Origin of the sequence: Enterobacter sp. RHBSTW-00318 (genome assembly GCF_014101375.1) — a bacterium.
Taxonomy (GTDB): Bacteria; Pseudomonadota; Gammaproteobacteria; order Enterobacterales; family Enterobacteriaceae; genus Enterobacter; species Enterobacter ludwigii.
In genome coordinates this window covers 3721691-3743467 of record NZ_JABXQH010000001.1, presented here as the reverse complement: position 1 = coordinate 3743467, position 21777 = coordinate 3721691, and the positions used below count along the sequence as shown (strand labels likewise).

The 21777-nt window shown below is 54.6% G+C and carries 21 protein-coding genes and 1 tRNA gene; 10 read left to right on the top strand and 12 right to left on the bottom strand.

Annotation, left to right across the window (positions count from 1 at the left end; all coding sequences use genetic code 11):
• Window positions 1-25: 25 nt before the first annotated feature.
• Both HV157_RS18520 and trmB read right to left on the bottom strand, forming a co-directional pair.
• Window positions 26-352, bottom strand: a complete 327-nt coding sequence (locus HV157_RS18520) for a YggL family protein (protein WP_020883688.1) — start codon at window positions 350-352, stop codon at window positions 26-28.
• On the bottom strand, window positions 352-1071 hold the full coding sequence (gene trmB, locus HV157_RS18515; RefSeq protein ID WP_020883687.1) for a tRNA (guanosine(46)-N7)-methyltransferase TrmB: 720 nt from the start codon (window positions 1069-1071) through the stop codon (window positions 352-354). The genes HV157_RS18520 and trmB overlap by 1 nt, the downstream gene beginning before the upstream one ends.
• 144 nt (window positions 1072-1215) lie before the next feature.
• On the opposite strand from trmB, the gene mutY reads away from it, so the two are divergent.
• The 4 genes from mutY (at window position 1216) to HV157_RS18495 (ending at window position 5201) form a co-directional block, all read left to right on the top strand.
• Complete coding sequence (gene mutY, locus HV157_RS18510; protein WP_169809773.1) at window positions 1216-2268, top strand: A/G-specific adenine glycosylase; 1053 nt, start codon at window positions 1216-1218, stop codon at window positions 2266-2268.
• A gap of 26 nt (window positions 2269-2294) precedes the next feature.
• Window positions 2295-2567 carry an oxidative damage protection protein gene (locus HV157_RS18505; protein WP_013098674.1) on the top strand — a complete coding sequence of 91 codons (273 nt, stop codon included), beginning with the start codon at window positions 2295-2297 and terminating at the stop codon, window positions 2565-2567.
• 56 nt (window positions 2568-2623) lie between these two features.
• On the top strand, window positions 2624-3700 hold the full coding sequence (gene mltC / locus HV157_RS18500; protein WP_025203253.1) for a membrane-bound lytic murein transglycosylase MltC: 1077 nt from the start codon (window positions 2624-2626) through the stop codon (window positions 3698-3700).
• Window positions 3701-3944: 244 nt separating this feature from the next.
• Entirely contained in the window at window positions 3945-5201 is a 1257-nt protein-coding gene (locus tag HV157_RS18495) for a nucleoside permease (RefSeq protein WP_020883685.1), read from the top strand.
• Between the two features lie 18 nt (window positions 5202-5219).
• Here the strand turns inward: HV157_RS18495 and citG are convergent, their stop codons facing one another.
• From citG to HV157_RS18455, 8 genes are read right to left on the bottom strand one after another with little or no spacing between them, the layout of a single operon-like run.
• Window positions 5220-6029 carry a triphosphoribosyl-dephospho-CoA synthase CitG gene (citG, locus tag HV157_RS18490; RefSeq protein ID WP_182268810.1) on the bottom strand — a complete coding sequence of 270 codons (810 nt, stop codon included), beginning with the start codon at window positions 6027-6029 and terminating at the stop codon, window positions 5220-5222.
• Window positions 6007-6546 carry a citrate lyase holo-[acyl-carrier protein] synthase gene (gene citX, locus HV157_RS18485; RefSeq protein ID WP_182268809.1) on the bottom strand — a complete coding sequence of 180 codons (540 nt, stop codon included), beginning with the start codon at window positions 6544-6546 and terminating at the stop codon, window positions 6007-6009. The genes citG and citX overlap by 23 nt, the downstream gene beginning before the upstream one ends.
• A gap of 2 nt (window positions 6547-6548) precedes the next feature.
• Window positions 6549-8066 carry a citrate lyase subunit alpha gene (citF, locus tag HV157_RS18480; protein WP_047356733.1) on the bottom strand — a complete coding sequence of 506 codons (1518 nt, stop codon included), beginning with the start codon at window positions 8064-8066 and terminating at the stop codon, window positions 6549-6551.
• Window positions 8067-8076: 10 nt separating this feature from the next.
• Window positions 8077-8952, bottom strand: a complete 876-nt coding sequence (gene citE / locus HV157_RS18475) for a citrate (pro-3S)-lyase subunit beta (RefSeq protein WP_014171585.1) — start codon at window positions 8950-8952, stop codon at window positions 8077-8079.
• Window positions 8949-9242: a citrate lyase acyl carrier protein gene (gene citD, locus HV157_RS18470; protein ID WP_020883681.1), complete on the bottom strand. Its 294-nt coding sequence runs from the start codon at window positions 9240-9242 to the stop codon at window positions 8949-8951. Before citD ends, citE begins: the two co-directional genes overlap by 4 nt.
• Before the next feature lie 16 nt (window positions 9243-9258).
• A complete protein-coding gene (gene citC, locus HV157_RS18465; protein ID WP_014171587.1) occupies window positions 9259-10284 on the bottom strand; it encodes a [citrate (pro-3S)-lyase] ligase in 1026 nt (341 codons plus the stop codon).
• Window positions 10285-10294: 10 nt separating this feature from the next.
• Entirely contained in the window at window positions 10295-11158 is an 864-nt protein-coding gene (locus HV157_RS18460) for a fumarylacetoacetate hydrolase family protein (protein WP_014171588.1), read from the bottom strand.
• Between the two features lie 17 nt (window positions 11159-11175).
• Window positions 11176-12537 (bottom strand): 2-hydroxycarboxylate transporter family protein, encoded by a 1362-nt coding sequence (locus HV157_RS18455; protein WP_014171589.1) that lies wholly within the window; start codon window positions 12535-12537, stop codon window positions 11176-11178.
• A 345-nt stretch (window positions 12538-12882) separates the two neighbouring features.
• Between HV157_RS18455 and HV157_RS18450 the strand changes: the two genes are divergently transcribed.
• The gene (locus HV157_RS18450) at window positions 12883-14508 is read left to right on the top strand and encodes a sensor histidine kinase (protein ID WP_025203246.1); all 1626 of its coding nucleotides are present in this window, start codon (window positions 12883-12885) and stop codon (window positions 14506-14508) included.
• Window positions 14498-15190: a response regulator gene (locus HV157_RS18445; RefSeq protein WP_014171591.1), complete on the top strand. Its 693-nt coding sequence runs from the start codon at window positions 14498-14500 to the stop codon at window positions 15188-15190. Before HV157_RS18450 ends, HV157_RS18445 begins: the two co-directional genes overlap by 11 nt.
• A gap of 50 nt (window positions 15191-15240) precedes the next feature.
• Here the strand turns inward: HV157_RS18445 and HV157_RS18440 are convergent, their stop codons facing one another.
• Entirely contained in the window at window positions 15241-17376 is a 2136-nt protein-coding gene (locus HV157_RS18440) for an ornithine decarboxylase (RefSeq protein ID WP_073396398.1), read from the bottom strand.
• A 255-nt stretch (window positions 17377-17631) separates the two neighbouring features.
• Here HV157_RS18440 and HV157_RS18435 point away from each other — a divergent pair, with 255 nt between their 5' ends.
• From HV157_RS18435 to HV157_RS18420, 4 genes are all read left to right on the top strand, one after another.
• Window positions 17632-18345, top strand: a complete 714-nt coding sequence (locus HV157_RS18435; RefSeq protein ID WP_025203244.1) for a DUF554 domain-containing protein — start codon at window positions 17632-17634, stop codon at window positions 18343-18345.
• A 95-nt stretch (window positions 18346-18440) separates the two neighbouring features.
• Window positions 18441-18516, top strand: a tRNA-Phe gene (locus HV157_RS18430).
• A 714-nt stretch (window positions 18517-19230) separates the two neighbouring features.
• Window positions 19231-19818, top strand: coding sequence for a hypothetical protein (locus HV157_RS18425; RefSeq protein WP_023293471.1), 588 nt, complete (start codon window positions 19231-19233; stop codon window positions 19816-19818).
• 346 nt (window positions 19819-20164) lie between these two features.
• Window positions 20165-21352: a site-specific integrase gene (locus HV157_RS18420; protein WP_182268808.1), complete on the top strand. Its 1188-nt coding sequence runs from the start codon at window positions 20165-20167 to the stop codon at window positions 21350-21352.
• Between the two features lie 51 nt (window positions 21353-21403).
• Here the strand turns inward: HV157_RS18420 and HV157_RS18415 are convergent, their stop codons facing one another.
• Entirely contained in the window at window positions 21404-21760 is a 357-nt protein-coding gene (locus tag HV157_RS18415) for an Arm DNA-binding domain-containing protein (protein WP_029403623.1), read from the bottom strand.
• Between the last annotated feature and the right edge of the window lie 17 nt (window positions 21761-21777).

Genomic DNA, 21777 nt, shown 5'->3' with positions numbered 1-21777 from the left:
CTAATGCTGGCCCCTTACTGCTTAATTAGTCCCACCAAACGTCAAAAAGTTCGCTGACGCGGACATCTTCCAGTTTGTGGTCTTCAAGCCATTTGCGCACAAGCGCCTGATGTTCTTCGGTGCATTTACCGACTTCCTGGGTGCAGATCAGACCTTCCCATGCCAGGTAACCGCTACCATCAAAGGCCAGCTTGTTTGGCTCGATCACTTCATTAATGAACGCATCTACGTCCTGATCGATCTGGTCTACGCTGGTGCCTTCCGGGAAACGCCACGCAACGGAGAAGCCCACTTCCTGGAATTCTTCGATGTGCATTTTTTTACGCAGACGACGGCTACGATTCTTTGCCATTATTTCACCCTCTCGAACATTAAGTCCCATACGCCGTGACCAAGACGATGGCCACGCTGTTCAAATTTTGTCACCGGACGTGAATCCGGACGCGGTACATAGTCGTTGCTTGCAGACTGGTTTTTATACCCGTCCAGAGACGACATGACTTCCAGCATATGTTCCGCATAAGGTTCCCAGTCGGTCGCCATATGGAAGACACCGCCCAGTTTCAGCTTACTTTTTACCAGCTCAGCAAACGGCGCCTGAACGATACGGCGTTTATTATGCCGTGCTTTGTGCCACGGGTCAGGGAAAAAGAGCTGAACCATGGTCAAAGAATTGTCAGGAATCATTTTGTGCAGCACTTCAACCGCGTCGTGACACATAACGCGCAGGTTCTCAACGCCCTCTTCATGAGCCGTTGCCAGACATGCGCCTACGCCTGGCGAGTGCACCTCAATACCGAGGAAATTTTGCTCCGGGCGCGCGTGGGCCATGGTAACCAGTGAAGACCCCATACCGAAGCCAATCTCCAGTGTTACCGGCGCGTCGCGACCAAACAGCTCGGTAAAGTCCAGAGGCTGCTCGCTGAACTCAACGCCCATCACCGGCCAGTAGTTGTCCAGCGCATGTTGCTGCCCTTTGGTCAGGCGACCCTGACGGCGGACAAAGCTGCGAATACGGCGCAGCGGGCGACCGTTTTCATCAAATTCCGGTGAAATGACGTCGTTTTTCATAAAAGAGTTGTCTGCTTGTGAGAATGTTCGGGAAACGGGCATTATCCAAAGTTAAGGCTTCTATGCAAGCATGGGAAAGATCCGGTTTACAGCAGATTGACGCTGTGCTGCAATCGGCGTCCCTGATTATGCGAATCGATGACCATGCAAGCCTCTCAATTTTCAGCCCAGGTGCTGGACTGGTACGACAAATACGGGCGTAAAACCCTGCCCTGGCAAATTGAAAAAACGCCTTACAAAGTATGGCTCTCCGAAGTGATGTTGCAACAAACGCAGGTCGCCACGGTGATTCCTTACTTCGAGCGCTTTATGGCACGTTTCCCAACGGTGACCGACCTGGCCAATGCGCCATTAGACGAGGTGCTGCATTTGTGGACCGGTCTCGGTTACTACGCCCGTGCGCGCAATTTGCATAAAGCCGCGCAGCAGGTGGCGACCCGACACCACGGCACATTTCCGGAAACCTTCGATGAAGTGGCTGATTTGCCCGGCGTCGGACGTTCAACCGCTGGCGCAATCCTCTCCCTGTCTTTAGGTAAACATTTCCCGATCCTCGACGGCAACGTGAAGCGCGTCCTCGCACGATGCTATGCCGTTGACGGCTGGCCGGGAAAAAAAGAGGTCGAAAAACGGCTGTGGGAGATCAGCGAAGCGGTTACCCCGGCAAAAGGCGTGGAGCGCTTTAACCAGGCGATGATGGACCTGGGGGCCATGGTCTGCACGCGATCAAAACCGAAATGCGAACTTTGCCCGGTCAATAATCTCTGCGTGGCTTATGCGAACCACGCATGGGCGCAGTATCCGGGCAAAAAGCCAAAGCAGACGCTGCCAGAGCGCACCGGCTACATGCTGTTGATGCAGCATGGCGATGGCGTCTTTCTGGCGCAGCGGCCGCCGAGCGGCCTGTGGGGTGGTCTATACTGCTTCCCACAGTTTGAAGATGAAGAATTGTTACGGGAATGGCTTAAACAGCGCGGCATCGCTGCCGATAACCTGACGCAGCTGACCGCGTTTCGTCATACCTTTAGCCATTTCCATCTGGATATTGTACCGATGTGGCTTCCCGTGTCCTCAATCACCGCCTGCATGGATGAAGGAACGGCTCTCTGGTATAACTTAGCGCAACCGCCATCAGTCGGGCTGGCGGCTCCCGTGGAGCGCCTGTTACAGCAATTACGTGCCGGTGCAATGGTTTAGCATCAGCCACCAACAGAGGAATGAGTATGGCCAGAACTATTTTTTGTACTTTCCTGCAGCGTGACGCTGAAGGCCAGGATTTCCAGCTTTATCCGGGCGAACTGGGTAAGCGCATCTATAACGAAATTTCCAAAGAAGCCTGGGGACAGTGGCAGAAAAAACAGACCATGCTGATCAACGAGAAGAAACTCAGCATGATGAACCCGGAGCACCGCAAACTGCTTGAGCAGGAGATGGTGAACTTCCTGTTCGAAGGCAAAGACGTCCACATCGAAGGCTATACGCCGCCGGAAAAATAACAGCGTGCGGGGGCAACTCCGCCGTACAAGCAAACACAACACGCACTCCCGGAATGATGAAAAAATTTTTAGCGCTAGCCCTTGTTGCGCCGTTGCTTGTCTCTTGTTCTTCCAAAAAAGGCGATGATTACAACGAAGCCTGGATAAAGGACACCAACGGTTTTGACATTTTGATGGGGCAGTTTGCCCATAACATCGAAAATATATGGGGATTTAACGAAGTTCTTATTGCCGGACCTAAGGACTACGTTAAGTACACCGACGCCTATCAGACCCGTAGCCACATCAACTTTGATGAGGGGACTATCACGGTTGAAACCATCGCAGGCACCGAACCTGCCGCACGGTTACGTCAGGCGATCGTGAAAACCTTGCTGATGGGTGATGATCCAGGCTCAATCGATCTCTACTCCGACGCCGATGACATCACCATCTCCAAAGAACCGTTCCTGTACGGCCAGGTTGTCGATCAGACCGGACAGGCCATCCGCTGGGAAGGGCGTGCCACAAAATTTGCCGATTATCTGCTGCAGACGCGCCTGAAAAGCCGCTCTAACGGCCTGAAGATCATCTACAGCGTCACCATCAACCTCGTGCCGAACCACCTCGACAAACGTGCGCATAAGTACATTGGCATGGTGCGTCAGGCCTCGCGTAAGTACGGCGTGGATGAGTCGCTGATCCTGGCGATCATGCAGACCGAATCGTCGTTTAACCCGTACGCGGTAAGCCGTTCCGACGCGCTGGGGCTGATGCAGGTCGTGCAGCACAGCGCAGGTAAAGACGTCTTCCGCGCTCAGGGTAAATCCGGTACGCCGAGCCGCAGTTATCTGTTCGATCCGCAAAGCAACATTGATACCGGTACCGCCTACCTGGCGATGCTCAACAATGTCTACCTGGGTGGAATTGATAACCCGACATCACGTCGCTATGCGGTGATCACCGCGTATAACGGCGGTGCGGGCAGCGTCCTGCGCGTCTTCTCGAGTGACAAAGTGCAGGCGGCAAATATCATCAACAGTATGGCGCCGGGGGATGTCTATTCCACGCTCACCACCCGACACCCGTCTGCGGAATCCCGTCGTTATCTGTATAAAGTGAACACGGCGCAAAAAAACTACCGTCGACGCTAAACCCTTTACTCTGCCCTCTTCCTGTGGGAGAGGGCCAGGTGAGGACATCAGACCGCGCCCTCCCCGCTCCCACCCATACGAAAATGTTATTTGCATCACAATCCAAACTGCAAATTAATGTGGATTGCATTTTTTTGCGGGAGGTAACAAAACATAACCTCGCCTGCTGATAGAATTGCATCAAATAACAACCCTGAATGTTCCTATAACAACATATCTCCCGCTCACTTGTGAGGAAAGTAACATGAACCTTAAGCTGCAGCTTAAAATATTGTCGTTTCTGCAGTTCTGCCTGTGGGGTAGCTGGCTGACTACACTCGGCTCCTATATGTTTGTGACGCTCAAGTTCGATGGTGCGTCTATCGGTGCCGTCTACAGCTCGCTCGGTATTGCGGCTGTCTTTATGCCAACGCTGCTGGGTATCGTGGCGGATAAATGGTTAAGTGCGAAATGGCTGTACATGCTTTGCCATCTGGTGGGTGCGGGGACGCTGTTTATGGCAGCCCAGGTCACCACGCCGGGGGCGATGTTCATGGTGATCCTGTTTAACTCGCTGGCCTACATGCCAACGCTTGGCCTGATCAACACCATCTCCTACTACCGCCTGAAATCTGCCGGTATGGAAATCGTCACCGATTTCCCGCCAATCCGTATCTGGGGCACCATCGGCTTTATCATGGCAATGTGGGGCGTGAGCTTCGCAGGCTTCGAACTGAGCCATATGCAGCTCTACATCGGGGCGGCACTCTCCGTGGTGCTGGCGCTGTTCACCCTGACCCTGCCGCATATTCCGGTGTCTAACCAGCAGAAAAACCAAAGCTGGAGCACCATGCTCGGTCTGGACGCCTTTGCGCTGTTTAAAAACAAACGCATGGCGATCTTCTTTATCTTCTCCATGCTGCTGGGTGCGGAACTGCAGATCACCAACATGTTCGGCAACACCTTCCTGCACAGCTTCGACAATAACCCGCTGTTCTCTGGCAGCTTTATCGTTGAACATGCGTCAGTGATGATGTCCATCTCTCAGATCTCTGAGACGCTGTTCATCCTGACCATCCCGTTCTTCCTGAGCCGCTACGGCATCAAGAACGTCATGCTGATCAGTATCGCTGCATGGATGTTGCGCTTCGGTCTGTTTGCCTACGGCGACCCAAGCCCGTTCGGTACCGTGCTGCTGGTTCTGTCGATGATTGTTTACGGCTGCGCCTTCGACTTCTTCAACATCTCTGGTTCGGTGTTTGTGGAAAAAGAGGTGAAACCTGAAATTCGCGCCAGTGCTCAGGGTATGTTCCTGATGATGACCAACGGCTTCGGCTGTATTCTGGGCGGGGTGGTGAGCGGTAAAGTGGTTGAGATGTACACCACTAACGGCATCACCAACTGGCAGCCCGTGTGGCTTATCTTCGCCGCGTACTCGTTGGTACTGTTCTTCGCGTTTATCGCACTGTTCAAGTACAAGCACGTACGCGAACCGCACGCTGCGCAGCCTATCGCGCATTAATGATTATCCCCTCTCCTTTCAGGAGAGGGGTAATTTCGCCAACACCCATCCTACCGACAATAAATCCGCACTGCCCCCCGGGCTTAAATTCCGTTTAATGAGCGCATTGTCCATCTGTATTAATGCATCACGATCCCAGCCACGCGTCAGTAATGCCCGCGCATAACCCTGCACATAGCGCAGCCCTTCCATACCACCGCGCGACACCAGGTTACTGTCCTGATTCATCGCCATCAGGCGCAGCAGCAGGTCATGCAGCGCGTGCCCGTTCCATTGCGCCAGCGCTGCACGCACCGTAGCAAAACCGCTTTCCGCTTCGCCCCGCGCGCCGGTTAAACCATACTGCTGAAACTGCCGCTCCCCTGCCGTCGCCTGTCCACTGCGGGCCGCCAGCTCACGCGCCACCAGCCCGCGACAGAGGTGACTCACCTCACTACAGAGGCTCTCAGCCGTGGCGTGTTCCACACGTCCGGCGGCAAAGCACAGCAAACCGAGGGCAAAAATGCCGCCTTTATGCGTATTCACCCCGCACGTTGCAGCGTACATTGCCTGTTCACAGGCAATGCCCATCGGGCGAATGATCCGTATTTGTTCCGCCGCGGGTTTATCCGCATGGGTATGACCCAGCTCTGCAAAGCGCGCAAACCACGGGGTGATAGCCGCAATACTGCGGGTAAACAGCGCATGGTCCATATCGCGGTGTGCACCGTTGTTGAGCTTATCCACCAGACCCGGCTTGGGCGTCAACGCCAGCTCCTGCCATAACGCCTCTTCGGCGAGCCCTGGCACATCGCATGGCTGCGGGTTAGTCGCGAGCAAACCAGTCATCGATCATCTTCTCCACGCGAGCCACCACCTGCTCTACAGGATGCTTACGCGAACGGGAACAGGCGTGGGCAGGCTCATCACATACCAGACAGCGCCGGAGGTGTGCCCCTAAAGACTGGCGCCCCACATGCCCCTGTGCCGGGCAGATCACATCCAAATCCCACAGCCTGCCGAGCGGGTGAGTCTGCTCCAGATCCGCACAGTGCGCTTTGATTTCCGCCGCCGGATGCGCCACGCACCAGATTGCTTCTGGCCCGGTGGGCAGCCACAACACCTGGCGGTCCAGCACCTGCCAGCGGTTTTCCCACAGCAGCTGGTCGCACATCTGCAATGCCACGCCCATCGTATTGCGATAGCGCAGGCTGTCTTTGATCTCCCCGGGGGTGACGAGCGTGAGAGAAATCACCGGTTGTTGATAGTGCGTGAGCCAGTCAGTCTGGCGTGCTGCACGGCGCTCTTTCGCCGCCAGCAGCTCCTCCAGGCTGACACCCGCCCGCACGGGTGTCGCTACAGTCATCATTACTCCTTCACCTGTCGAACGGTGTCGATAACGCTGCCGTCGCGGTAGCGGATCACACCGACGATTTTGTCGGTAAACTCAATGGGTTTTGGTACGCCGGTCAGTGATATCGCCCGCTCGAAAAGCGCGTTGATATCGACAACGTTGAGGCCTGCGGCAAGCAGTCGTTCGCGGATTTCCGGGCGTGCCGGGTTAACCGCGATGCCGTGATCGGTAACCAGCACGTCGATGCTCTCCCCGGGCGTCAGCCGGGTGGTCACCCGCTTCACGACGGTTGGAATACGGCTACGCAGCAGGGGGGCGACCACGATGGTCAGGTTCGCCGCCGCGGCCACATCACAATGTCCGCCGGATGCCCCACGCATTACGCCGTCAGAGCCGGTAATAACATTGACGTTAAAATCGACGTCAATTTCCAGGGCGCTGAGGATCACCACATCAAGCTGGTCGCAGCTTGCTGCCTTGCTGCCGGGGTTGGCATAAACGTTGGTGGAGATCTCCACATGATTCGGATTTCGTGCCAGCGAGGCCGCGGCCTGGCCATCGAAACATTGGGTATCGAGCAGCTTTTCGATCAGGCCTTTCTCGTGCAGATCCACCAGGCTGCCGGTAATGCCCCCGAGCGCGAAGCGCGCCTTCACGCCGCTGCGCTCCATTTTCTCCTCCATAAAGCGGGTACAGGCGGTAGCCGCCGCACCGGAGCCGGTCTGCATGGAAAAACCGGGTTTGAAATAGCCTGAATGTTCAATCACATCCGCCGCGTAGCGGGCAATCATCAGCTCACGCGGATTACTGGTCACGCGAGCTGCACCGACGCTGATTTTCGCCGGGTCACCCACGCTCTCCACCTGCACAATGTAATCCACCTGATCCTGCACCAGGCTGGCGGGCATATTCGGGAACGGCACCAGTTCTTCGGTCAGCAGCACCACCTTGCGGGCGAAATGCGCGTCCACCATTGCATAGCCAAGCGAGCCGCAGCACGATTTCCCGTGCGTGCCGTTGGCGTTGCCAAATTCATCGCTGCACGGCACGCCAAGAAACGCCACGTCAATATTCAGCTCGCCGTCCTGCAACAGCTTCACGCGCCCGCCGTGGGAGTGAATTTGTACCGGCTCGGCCATCAACCCGTGTGAGATAGCGTCCGCCAGCTTGCCCCGCATACCGGAGGTGTAAATCCGGGTGATAACGCCGCTTTCGATGTGTTCGATCAGCGCGTCGTTACAGGTCATCAGCGAGCTGGAAGCCAGCGTCAGGTTTTTAAAGCCCATACGCGCAAGCAGCGCCACGACGGTATTGATCACCCGGTCGCCTTCGCGAAACGCATGGTGGAAGGAGACGGTCATCCCGTCCTGTAACCCGCTGCGTAACACCGCCTCTTCGACCGAAGCACAGAGCTTACGGGTGTGTTTTTCGTCAGGGCTGTTCAGCCATGGCGTTGCGCTGTGGGCGGCATCAAACGGTTTTAAGTCCCGCAGATGGGGGAAATTCACATGGAGAAGTTCTGTCTGATTCATTGTGTAATCCTTAACGACGCACGCCGGAGGCCGCCGCGCGTTCCAGCACCATCTGCGCGTGGTTAATAATAGGGGCATCGACCATTTTGCCGTTGAGCGACACGACGCCCAGGCCGTTACGCTCCCCCTCTTCTGCCGCTTCAATCACCCGTTTCGCGTGATCCACTTCCTGCTGGGTTGGGGCATAGGCGTTATGTAACAGGTCAATCTGACGTGGGTTAATCAGCGATTTACCGTTAAAGCCCATCTTGCGGATCAAATCGACCTCGCGCAGGAAGCCGGCTTCATCGTTAACGTCCGACCACACCACGTCGAAAGCGTCGATACCCGCGGCGCGGGCGGCGTGCAGCACGGCACAGCGGGCATAAAACAGCTCAGTGCCATCCCCGCGTTCCGTCTGCATGTCCATCACATAATCAAAGGCAGCCAGCGCGATCCCGATTAAGCGCGGAGAACTGCGGGCAATGGCCACGGCGTTAATCACCCCAATCGCCGATTCAATAGCCGCCATGACGCGGGTCGAGCCCGGCTCGCGCCCGCATTCACGCTCGATACGCGCCAGATGCCCTTCCAGCTCATCGATATCCTCTGGGGTGTCGGTTTTCGGCAATCGAATCACGTCCACCCCTGCCCGCACGGCGGCTTCCAGATCCAGCAAGCCAAACGGCGTGCTCAGCGGGTTAATGCGCACCACGGTTTCGATATCCTGATACATCGGGTGCTGCAGGGCATGAAACACCAGCATGCGCGCGGTATCCTTCTCGCGCAGGGCGACGGCGTCTTCAAGGTCAAACATGATGGAGTCCGGGCGGTAGATAAATGCCGTAGAGAGCATGGCGGCGTTTGCGCCCGGCAGGAACAGCATACTGCGGCGGAGTTTGCTCATTTCAGCGCCCCCCAGTTGAGTGTCGGCTCATCGGCTGCGCGCAGGAGCGCGCTTTGCAGGCGGGCGCGGATCACACAGTCCAGCGCCCCTTTGTCTTCAACAATAATTAATCCCTGGTGCACGTTCATGGCGCGCAATGTGTCGTTAACGACCTGGCGAATATGTTCGCCAAACTGCTTAATCACTTCACTGTGGATGATAATTTCCAGCTCACCCTGAGCGGGGGCAATTTTTACCATCAGGTCGCTGGACTCCTGCGTACCGGCCAGCGCCTCCCTTACAATTTTCATGATAAATTCCTGATAGTTATGCGACTTCCGCACTCGCACGGTAATGCGTTTCGAGGTGCGCGAAGGTGGAGTCCGGGACAATCTCCCGGATCCGGGAAAACTGCTGTGTCTTCAGCAAGCGGCGGACTTCCGACGCGGAAATAGCGTTGCCGGTGACCTTGATGCGCGGCATTTCCACCACGTCAATCTGCGAGGCCAGCAGGTCGTGCAGCGTCTGGTTGTATTGACGGGTGATATCGCAAAACGGCTCCGAACCGATAAAGCGATGCGTAATACCCAGCGCCGGGGCGATGAAGTCCCGAAAGATCAGCACATCGATTTCGCTCCACGCCTGCTGTACTTTGCCGGTCTCTTTCAGGAAGTAGGCCGGAAACGTGGCGCGGGAGATGATGTACTGCGATCCTTCATGCACAATCACGTTCGGCAGATGCGCCACGCCCGCCCGTACCATCTCTAGCCGGGCGCTGAACGGGAAGAACGAGGCATCCTCGCGCACCACAAACAGATGCAGCGCATCGCACTGCCCCGCGGCCTGCTCGACCAGATGCCGGTGGCCGAGGGTAAACGGATTCGCATTCATCACGATCGCGCCAATCTTCTTCCCGGCCTTGCGCTGACACTTGAGCGCGCGGCAGTAGCGCTGGATCCCCTGCGGGGTGTTCTCCATCAGCACCGCGTTGTTCCCGCTCTGGGCAATCGGCCAGAAGCCGCTGCGGCCAAAGCGCTCCTTGTTGCACGGACGGGTGCAGAGGAAGAGGTGAAAATGACCGCGCTCCAGCGCCGCATTTTCCACCTCTGCCAGCAACCGTGCGCTGAGGTTCTCCCCACGAAGCTGCTCGTTTACCGCCACGCACTTGATGACGTTAGCGGCAAGCCCGGCACAACCCACCAGCTGCGTGCCGGACCAGGCTTCGACAAACAGCGTGATGTCGTTGTCCAGGCCAAGGCCGCTGTCTGCCAGCAGGTAACGGATCTGGCTTAAGCGTTCCGGGTGTTTCGCCACAAGGGTGTGGCGAAAATCAATAGTGGGTTGACTGTTCATGCCGTTTTACTCAGTGTGCTGCCGCAAGCCCGGTGGCGGGCGCTTCCATGATCACATTGCTCAGATGACCGATATGCTCGATCTCCACCTCAATGCGATCGCCCTCTTTCATGAACAGCGGCGGGTTGCGCTTTTTGCCGACGCCGCCAGGGGAGCCGGTGATGATCACATCGCCCGGGCTGAGGCGGGTAAAGGTGCTGATGTATTCGATAAGCTCCGCGACCTTGTGGATCATGCTGCTGGTGTTGTCTTCCTGCACCATACGGCCGTTAAGCCAGGTGCGGATCGCCAGCTGGTGCGGGTCCGGGATCTCATCAGCCGTCGCCATCCACGGGCCAAACGCTCCGGTCTGACGCCAGTTCTTGCCCGCCGTAAACCAGGTGTGCTGCCAGTCGCGGGCGGAGCCGTCCATGTAGCAGCTGTAACCCGCCACATGGCGCAGCGCCTCATCACGGCTGATGTTCTCTCCGGCTTTGCCGATAATGACCGCCAGCTCTCCTTCGTAGTCGAATTCACTGGAGTGACGCGGCTTCAGCACCGGTTCGTTGTGGCCGGTCTGTGAATCCGGGAAGCGGACAAACAGCGTCGGCGCCGGGTTGTGCTGGTCAAACTCTTTGCGTTTGTCGGCGTAGTTCATGCCCACGCAGAGGATTTTTTCCGGCTGCTCAATCACCGGTAAGAAGGTGATGGCATTCAGAGGGACATCCACGGCGTCGTTGAGATAACGGGTGGCCTCGGCCAGCCCGTTGCCCTGCAGCAGCGCTTTGAGGTCGCTGTAGCGGTCGCCGAGACGGCGACCTAAATCAATCACACCTTCGGCCTGAACGATGCCGTAGCTGCGTGTTCCCTGGTATAAAAAGCTTGCGAGTTTCATTGTTCTTTCCTGAAAACTTAAACGAGGAAGTTGCCCAGTATCAGCAGAGAGATGGAGACGTTAATCGCGCCGCCGATACGGGTAGCAATCTGGGCGAAGGGCATCAGGCTCATACGGTTGCCTGCGGTCAGAATCGCCACGTCACCGGTACCGCCCTGGCCGCTCTGGCAGCAGGAGACGATGGCGACATCAATCGGGTGCATGCCAATCTTTTTGCCCACGAAGAAACCGGTCGCCACCAGCGCGGAGACGGTGCTGACAATCACCAGCAGGTTGGTCAGCGTGAATGCGGCGACCAGTTCATGCCAGGGGGTAATGGCCACGCCCACGGCGAAGAGAATGGGGTAAGTTACTGATGTCTGGAAGAATTTATACACCACCTGAGAGCCTTCCAGCAGACGCGGAGAAGCACCATTGCAAAGCTTGACCAGCACCGCCATAAACAGCATGCCAACCGGCGCAGGCAGGCCAATCAGCTTGTGGCCGAGCATCCCCAGCATGTAGAGCAGAACGGCCAGCAGTGCGCCAGAAGCGATCGTGGTGACGTCTGCTTTACCGGAGAACGCAGGCTGTGCGGTGGTTTCATCGGTATTCGCACGGTTAGGCATCAGCTGGCCTTCGCCGGTCAGGTGCGGGTAACGTTTACCGAGCTGATTGAGGCAGCCGGAGATGATGATTGCCGTCAGACCGCCGAGCATAACCATAGGCAGAACGCGACCGAGCGCCACGCCCTGGTCCATATGCAGCAGGGTGGCATAGCCGATGGAGAGCGGGATCGCCCCTTCCCCAACACCGCCCGCCATGATCGGCAGAATGATAAAGAAGAAGATCTGGAATGGCTCAAGGCCCAGCGCTATCCCTACGCCCATGCCAACAATCATGCCGACAATTTCGCCGCACAGCATCGGGAAGAAGATGCGCAGGAAGCCCTGAATCAGCACGGTGCGGTTCATGCTCATGATGCTGCCGACAATGATGCAGCAGATGTAGAGATACAGAATGTTGGTGGATTTGTAGAACTTCGTGGTGGACTCCACCACCACATCCGGCAGCAGGCCGTAATAGACCAGTGCCGAAGGAATAAAGGTGGCGCAAATCGCCGCCGCGCCGAGTTTACCGACAATCGGCAGGCGCTTGCCAAACTCACCGCAGGCAAAGCCGAAGAACGCGAGCGTGGCGACCATCACCACGATATCGCTGGGCAGTTTGCCGCCGAGGCAATCAATGGCAATCAGCGCGCCGGCCAGGACAAACAGTGGCAGAGGGATAATTCCGATTTTCCACGTATCCATAATATGCCACCAGCGCTCTTTGAGTGATGGTCGCTGAATATCAATCGGGTCGTGGGTAACAGAGAAAGAATCGTCAGTTGTGCTCATAATAAGCCCCTTAGTTATTTTGTGCGTTCAGCTTAGAGTCACAAAGGCTTACTTTATGTGAGGAATGGCATATTAAAAGCGAAGTTTTTATGGCAGCTATGGTTTTAATGGTTTCTTTTATTTAATGTGATTTACGCCTTATTTATTGCCGTGGTTTTTATGGTTTCTTTTCTAAAACGAACAATCAAATAACATTTCTCCAGACGGCTTCAGGCGCATAGGCTATTCGGAAAATTCTTTTACAGGGCCTGCTGTGCAAGGGATCACAAGTTTTCGGCAAACCGGGTATCCGCGCGAAAAAAGATGATATATTGGCAATCTTTGCTGCTACCTCGCGTGATAGTTATGAAAGTATCGTTTCAGATTAAGCTGTTTATTTCGCTGGTCGCCTTTTTCTCAGTACTTTTTGCGTTACTGGGCGGATATTATTACGTCGATGTCGGCAAGCAGCTTTATCAGGAAATGAGCGCACGTGCCAAAATACAGGCGGAAGAGATCGCACTTATTCCCTCATTACGTGATGAGGTTGAACAAAAAGATATCAAAGCCATCCATGATTTTATGCAGAAAATTGCCGCTCACAGTGATGCCAGCTTTATTGTGATTGGGGATAATAAAGGTCTGCATCTTTTTCATTCGGTCTTTGCCGACAGAGTGGGCAAGACGCTTATCGGTGGAGACAATGAGGAGGTCCTGCAGGGAAAAAGCACCACCACCATCCGCAAAGGGGGGTTGGGTATTTCGCTGCGCAGCAAAGCGCCCATCTTCAACGATGCGGGGCAAGTGGTGGGGATTGTCTCGGTGGGTTATCTCACCAGCTACCTTGATACCATTACCGTCAGCAAAGTGGTCAATATCCTGCTGGCCGCCGTGCTGCTGTTGATTGCGCTCTTTATCTTCTCCTGGTTCTTTACCCGCAGTATTAAGAAGCAAATCTTCTCCCTGGAGCCACGAGAAATCGGCCTGCTGGTGCGCCAGCAAAAGGCGATGATGGAGTCTATCTATGAAGGGGTGATCGCCATTGATGATGAGCTGCGCATCGAGGTGATCAACCAGGCGGCGCGCAAGCTGCTTGGCCTGAGCCAGCCAGCCCGTGAACTGCGCGGGCAGCTGATTAGCCAGGTTATCGACCCTGTCCCGTTCTTCTCGACGCAGACGATGCTGGCAAAAGATACCCATGATGAAATTTGCCGTTTTAACACCCTCACGGTGATTGCCAGCCGGGTGCGCATCATGCTTGAGGATTCGCTGCAGGGCTGGGTGATCACTTTCCGCGATCGGAATGAAATTGACTCGCTTAGCGCCCAGCTCAGCCAGGTTAAACGCTATGTCGATAACCTGCGCATCATGCGTCATGAGCAGTTGAACCGCATGACCACTCTGTCCGGCCTGCTGCACATGGGCCGCTATGAAGAGGCGATTGGCTATATTCAGGCGCAGTCGGAACACGCTCAGGAGCTGCTGGACTTTATCTCTTCCCGCTTCAGCTCCCCGACCCTGTGTGGCCTGCTGCTGGGTAAAGCCGCCCGCGCGCGGGAGAAAGGGGTCGAACTCAGTTTTGACCCGGCCTGCCGGCTGGACAGGCCGTTCCCGTCGCTGGCTGAAGAAGAGCTGATCTCAATCATCGGCAACCTGCTGGATAACGCCATCGAAGCAACGCAGCGCTCACCGCTCCCCCATGCACCGGTCGAAGTGCTGATCAAACTGAGCGAGCAGGAGCTGATTATCGAAGTGGCCGACCAGGGCGTTGGCATCAAACCGGAGATCCGTGACAGGATATTTGAACGCGGCATCACCACCAAAACACGCGGCGATCACGGGATTGGCCTGTATCTGATCGAAAGCTATGTTACGCAGGCTGGCGGCGCGATAGAAATTGCCGATAACACCCCGCGCGGCGCCATTTTCTCACTGTTTATTCCCGCCCGGCGTCCCGCCCAGCAACTGGAAGATACCGACTATGCAACATGAACTTATCGACGTATTGATTGTTGAAGACGAGAACGAACTGGCGCAACTGCACGCGGAACTTATCGGTAAACATCCGCGCCTGAGGCTGGTAGGGATCGCCTCGTCTCTCGCTGCCGCCCAGGTCCAGCTTGAAAGCAAACAGCCGCAGCTTATGCTGCTGGATAACTATCTGCCGGACGGTAAAGGGATCACACTGATCAATGACCCCATGCTCACCCGCGCCAACTGTTCGGTGATTTTCATTACTGCTGCCAGCGACATGGACACCTGCAGCCAGGCCATCCGGAATGGCGCCTTTGATTACATCCTGAAGCCGGTCTCCTGGAAACGCCTCAGCCAGTCGCTTGAACGCTTTGTGCAGTTTGCCGAACAACAGCGGGTCTGGAAGATTGTCGACCAGCAGAACGTCGACTCGCTCTACCAGCTGCAGGCGAAAAACTACCGTCTGGATAACGGCAGCAAAGGCATTGAGGAGAATACGCTGGCACGGGTGCAGGCGTTGTTTAACGACAAGGCGACACACTGTTTTTCCGTCGACGAGGTCGTGCAGGAGACAGGATTAAGTAAAACCACCACCCGACGCTATCTGGAGCACTGCGTGGAGGCGGGGTTTCTGAGCGTAGAGATGTTGTACGGGAAGATTGGGCATCCGCGGAGGATGTATAAGAGAAGTGCGGTGTGAGCCCTGACCCTCTCTTTAGGGGAGAGGGCCAGTATTACGGATGACGGCGACTATGACAATACATACCCGTACAGTCGCTTAATCCCATCGGGATCCTTTTCGCTGTAAACGCCCTGCAGTTCCGGCGAGAAGCCTGGCAGCAGGTTGATGCCCTCCTCCAGCGCCAGGAAGTAACGCTGTACCGCCCCACCCCAGATTTCACCCGGCACCACGCACAGTACGCCAGGGGGATAGGGCAGCGCGCCCTCGGCGGCAATGCGTCCGCCGGCATCACGAATGCGCACCAGCTCCACCTTCCCGCGAATATACGCCTGATTCGCATCCTGCGGATTCATCGCCCGTTCTGGCAGACTCTCTTTACGGAACATTGCCTTCTGCAGATCTTTCACGTCAAAGCTCACGTAGAGATCGTGCATCTCCTGGCAGAGCTGGCGAAGGGTGTAATCGCGATACCGTACCGGGTATTTCTGGTAGATGGTCGGCAGGACGTCAGCAAGCGGCGTATCGTCTTCAATATGCTGTTCAAACTGACCCAGCATCGCCACCAGCTGCGCCAGCTTCTCACTGCTTTCGGCAGGCGTCAGCAGGAAGAGGATCGAGTTGAGATCGCACTTCTCCGGCACAATGCCGTTTTCACGCAGGTAGTGCGCAAGAATGGTCGCCGGAATGCCAAACTCGGTATATTCCCCGGTTTCCGCATCAATACCCGGCGTGGTCAGCAGCAGCTTGCACGGATCGACGAAATACTGCTCGCTGGCATAGCCTTCAAACCCGTGCCATTTAGCCCCCGGCTCAAAGCTGAAGAAGCGGCGCTCGCTGGCGATGGCGTGTGTGGGATGATCCTGCCACGGACGCCCGGCCACCATTGGCGGAATAAACGGTTTGATCATATGGCAGTTGGCAATGATCGCCTTGCGGGCCTCAATGCCCAGCTCAACACACTCCGCCCAAAGCCGGCGCCCGCTCTCCCCTTCATGGATTTTCGCGTTCACATCAAGAGCCGCGAACAGCGGATAGAACGGACTGGTCGAGGCATGGAGCATGAACGCATTGTTGAGGCGCTTGTGCGGACAGAAACGCGCCTGGCCGCGAATGTGATTATCCTTTTTATGGATCTGCGAAGTCTGCGAGAACCCGGCCTGCTGTTTATGCACCGACTGCGTCACGAAAATGCCCGGATCGTTCTCGTTCAGATCCAGTAACAGCGGAGAGGTTTCCGCCATCATCGGAATAAACTGCTCGTAGCCCACCCAGGCCGAATCAAACAGGATGTAGTCACAAAGATGGCCGATCTTGTCGATCACCTGACGGGCGTTGTAGATCGTGCCATCGTAGGTACCAAGCTGAATGATCGCCAGACGAAACGGGCGTTTCTCCATGGCCTTTTCCGGCGCAACTTCACGGATCTGATTTCGCAGGTACGCGTCGTCAAAGCACTGCGCGTCAATCCCGCCAATAAAACCAAACGGGTTACGCGCCGCTTCAAGATAAACCGGCGTGGCACCCGCCTGGATCAGCGCACCGTGGTGGTTGGACTTATGGTTGTTGCGATCGAACAGCACCAGGTCACCGCGGGTCAGCAGCGCATTGGTGACCACCTTATTTGCAGCGGAGGTGCCGTTCAGCACAAAGTAGGTTTTATCAGCATTAAAGACTTTTGCCGCGAACTTCTGGGCATGCTTGGCGGAGCCTTCGTGGATCAGCAGATCGCCCAGTTTCACATCGGCATTGCACATATCGGCGCGAAATACGTTCTCACCGAAGAATTCATAGAACTGCCGTCCCGCAGGGTGTTTTTTAAAAAATGCACCGTGCTGGTGTCCCGGACAGGCAAAAGTACTGTTGCCCATCGCCACGTACTGGCTCAGGGTGTCAAAAAATGGCGGCAACAGATTCTCTTCATACCGGCTGGCCGCCGTCTCCAGTTCCAGAAACTCCTGAGCTTTACCTGATATCACTGCCGTTGCGCCATCAGGAACGTCTGACGGCTCTTGCGAGTAAATAAACACCGGAAGCTGAAAGCCCGTGCGTTTAAGCAATGCCAGAACGCCGCTGCAACTTTCCGCGGGGGTAATGACGACTGCCGCCACATCCGTAAAATCAGTGTTATCCAGCGTCACCTTTTCGCGGTGCGTAGACACAGTAGAGACCAGCTCGCGGCTGACGGCGATTTTCATGGTTTTCATAAGTGCAGTTACCCTCACCGAACGGTGAGACAGGAGTAGATAATATCGATACGGGTGAGCGTTCGCGCAGCGACAGACAACATCATCATTGGCGGCTCCGTACACAGGAAGGAGAAATTTCGCGCAATCATGTCACCTTTTATTTTGAGGTGCAAGAAGCAATCAGTATGCGTTAACCCGCCTAAACCTAAGCTTAACAGGCCCCTGGCGTGTCATAATCCTGCAATACCCATGATTAACTAACAGGAGTTCACGGTGGTTATCGGACCCTTTATCAATGCCGGTGCCGTATTGCTGGGCGGCGTACTTGGCGCCGTATTAAGTCAGCGGTTGCCGGAGCGTATTCGCTCTTCCATGCCCTCAATATTCGGCCTGGCCTCGTTAGGTATCGGCATTTTGCTGGTGATTAAGTGCGCCAACCTGCCGGTGATGGTGCTTGCTACCCTGCTCGGCGCGCTCATTGGCGAGTTCTGCTATCTGGAAAAGGGTATTAACAATGCGGTCAGCAAAGCCAAAAACCTGATTGCCCACCCGGGCAAGGCGAAAAACGGCACTCACGAGTCGTTTATTCAGAACTACGTCGCGATAATTATTCTTTTTTGCGCCAGCGGCACAGGCATTTTCGGTTCAATGCAGGAAGGCATGACTGGCGACCCCAGCATATTGATTGCGAAGGCGTTTCTTGATTTCTTCACGGCCACCATTTTCGCCACGACCCTCGGCATCGCCGTCGCCGCGATTTGCGTGCCCATGCTGCTTATCCAGCTGGCCCTCGCTACCTGCGCCACACTGATCCTTCCTCTCACCACGCCGGCAATGATGGCCGACTTCACCGCCGTCGGTGGCCTGCTGCTGCTGGCGACAGGGCTGCGGATATGCGGAATAAAGATGTTTGCGGTGGTGAATATGCTGCCCGCGTTGTTGATTGCAATGCCGCTATCCGCGCTCTGGACGCACTTTTTTGCTTAAGTTTACGGCGAACTGGTGAGAGAGTGTGCAGTCCGTTACGAAAACAACAAATTTCGTTGACGGCAGAGGGCATATCAGGTTTAATGCGCCCCGTTGCCCGGATAGCTCAGTCGGTAGAGCAGGGGATTGAAAATCCCCGTGTCCTTGGTTCGATTCCGAGTCCGGGCACCAATATTCATAGGGCCTCGCTGCAAAGCGGGGCTTTTTCCTTTTCTGGCTACGGTAGATTTCTGGTCGTTGCAACACGTTATTTGTTTGCTGGATTTCTCGCCATTTTCGCAGATGTTCGTTACTTTTAGACACCTCAACACCCTCTGATGTGCCTTCCCTCACCTCACAGCTACGGTCTTTCTACGGTCCTTTACGGTTCCTTTCTCTAAGATTATTCATAATGAAGCAGAGAATACGGGGGAAATGGGGGATTTCATAATTTACTTTATTTAACAACAGATTACCTGCCATCACCCCCGGGGGAAGACCGGGGAGACTCCTCTTCAGGCAAGGGGGTGAACTCAGCGCCATCAACTCCCCTTGTCAGTCGGGGGTATCCACCATCTCCTCCACCTGTAATATTCGCATTTAAACCTTTCATTTCTTAACATTGCCTGAATCTCCCGCCCTCCACGTCATCATAGAATAATTTATCAGGGGTGATAGTAATTGAGCGAAACGTATTGGAACTTAGACCTTAGGGTCAAATCTGAGCAAAAAGTGGAAGTAAAAAATGATTCTGACCACTGATGGCCTATTTCAAACATCGCTGAGAGTTAATCAACAAGAAGCAGGCCAAAGGGATGAAAATTGATCCAAATACTGGTGTAGAAAAAAGGTATATTAGGATAGTTTCCTGGCGCTCTCGACCGAATATGAATTAAAGGTAACATCATGGATACACATACACCCTACAACTGCAATGACATAGCCAGACTTGCATTGGCTATGCACGGCCACAGCTATTTCTTCTCACTCCGCCGCCATCTCAACATTAACTTTAGCCGGGACTTGAACGGAAGCGGAACACAGGGTTTATTCATCAAAAAACAAAACGTTGATATTGATTTAATTAAGGTAATTTTTGATTATACCGACAACAAAAACGATGATTTCCTCTATGAGGCTGATCTCATCAAAGATCAACGTAAGGACTATGAACCCACAGTTAACAGAGGTAAACACCGGTTCGTTGCCAAACAAATCGAGCTAAATATCGACTGGAACGGTAATGAAATCCAGCAGTGGAGAGCGGATATCGAACGACTAACGAGATCGCACGATAATCTTGAGGACTGGTTAAAAAACGGCTCGGAGATGCTGGTATGTTGCGCCTCTGGATTTTTTTGTCGTCTCCCCACAATCCTTACTTTGAACGACCTTAAGCAGTATGTTGCAATGGGAGTAACTCTAGAAGACCTTAAAACTCGGCTCAAGTGCTCGAAATGTGGTAAACGTGGGTCCAAAGTCACAGTATTTTGATTAATTATCTAAGCAAGACTCGCCATGTCGTCCATAACGACATCGTTAAAAAGAGTGGACTTCAACATGTCAAATTTTAGCAAAGCACGCTCTTTGCCCTTATCACATGTAATTATATCCGACTGAAACACATATTATTTCTGTGAACTTTTCCCCAACGGCAATTTTTCTCCTTAAGACCAGAAGCAGACCGTAAAGCCTGCTCTCTCTGCATCTCCCATCTTCATTCATCCCATGTGGCACCAGCATTCCCTTCGCCACACCAGAAAATCAACTCAGCCATTAACAGCGCCGTGCCGGGGATGGGTCAACCCTGACGTTCTTTACACCAGTCACAGGAGCTAATATGTCCAGTCCGAAACGTTTCCGTTTTACCAGTCAGCTCATTAAATCCCTTCCCCCAAACTCATCAGATTCACGCAGTACCGATGCCGAATACAGCGATACCGAGATTTCGGGTCTGAAGTGTCTGGTCAGCAAAGGTGAAGGACGTAAAAAATTCTTGCTCCGCTACCTCTATCATGGACGAAAACGCGCCATCGCCATTGGCCACTGGCCTGAGGTCGATGTCACCTTAGCACGCAAGATTGCCATAGAGCATAAACGCTCGCTTGCCACCGGGACTGACCCTAAGCAGGAACGTGAAAACAAGAGACAAGAGATGACATTTGATGAACTCTTTAACCAGCATTATCTGGTTTGGGCAAAATCCGCGAAACGCAGTTGGGGCAAGGATGTTCAGCGCTACCGGGATCATATCCGCCCCGCCATTGGTCAGATGCTGCTGAGCGATATCACACCCAGCGCCGTTCTTCGGCTTCAGCAAACGCTAAGTATGTCACTGTCAGCAGCCACCTGTAACCGTGTCATCGTACTCATTAAAGCGGTGTTTACCTGGGCCGGGAGACAAAGCCTTACCTCTGTTCATCCGGCAAGGGTGGTACAGCTTCTCAGGGAAAACAACGCCCGACAGCGTTATTTTACCGAGGACGAAATTCGTCGTATTTTTCTCTCCGCCGATAACGATACCAGCCCTGTAGCTGCCCGCTATGTCAAACTGCTGTTATTGACCGGCCTTCGCCGCGATGAGCTGCGTCTGGCAAAGTGGGAGCATGTTGACCCGGTTAAACGCACCCTGTGGCTCCCTGAAACCAAGAATGGCTATGGACGGATTGTTCACCTTAACTCACTGGCGATGGACGTAATCAGAACGCTGCCAACGCAGCGGGGAAATCCGTGGTTGTTTATAGGCAAAAAACCGGGGATGCCGCTGAGTAACCCGGTTAAGGCCTTTCAGCGTATCGTTCGTCGGGCGGGAATTTTCGACAAGGAAGTGTGTATTCATACCTGCCGCCATTCGGTTGCCGCCCTCATCGTGTCCTACGGCGGAACACTGTATGACGTTCAGGCTCAACTGGGGCATCGCAGCAGTCAGTCATCACAACGGTATGCGCATCTTCATCCTCAGCGTTTACAAAACACCAGCCAGCTACTGGCGGAAAGGATAACGGCTCAGCTACCGTCCTTGCGATAAATGAAAAGCAGAGGCAAATGCCCCTGCTTTTTTTTACTGTTCAGCCATCAGTCAGAACGGGATGGCCCCATATTCTTCATCCGGCACCCGGTGATCATCAAATCTGTTATAGAGTTCACGTGCTCGTTCACGCGCGACGTTAACGGGCATACGTGGAAATGTGCCGAGGGGTTCATAATAGCAGGCCCCTTGAAGCGTATAACGAGCCAGGAATTTAATCTTACCGTTGGCAATGACGGCCCGGAGCGCCGGCTCACTGCCATCGAAGATTTCACGAGAAATGTCGTGATACAGGCACTCCGCCAGTGTGTTAACCAGAGCGTAATCATTGAATGAGGTTTTTTCTTCATTTTCGCTGCTGATAGCGTGAGGAAAACCGTCATAGTACTGGTCTGATTCAAAAATCATACATCACCTTCTATTCG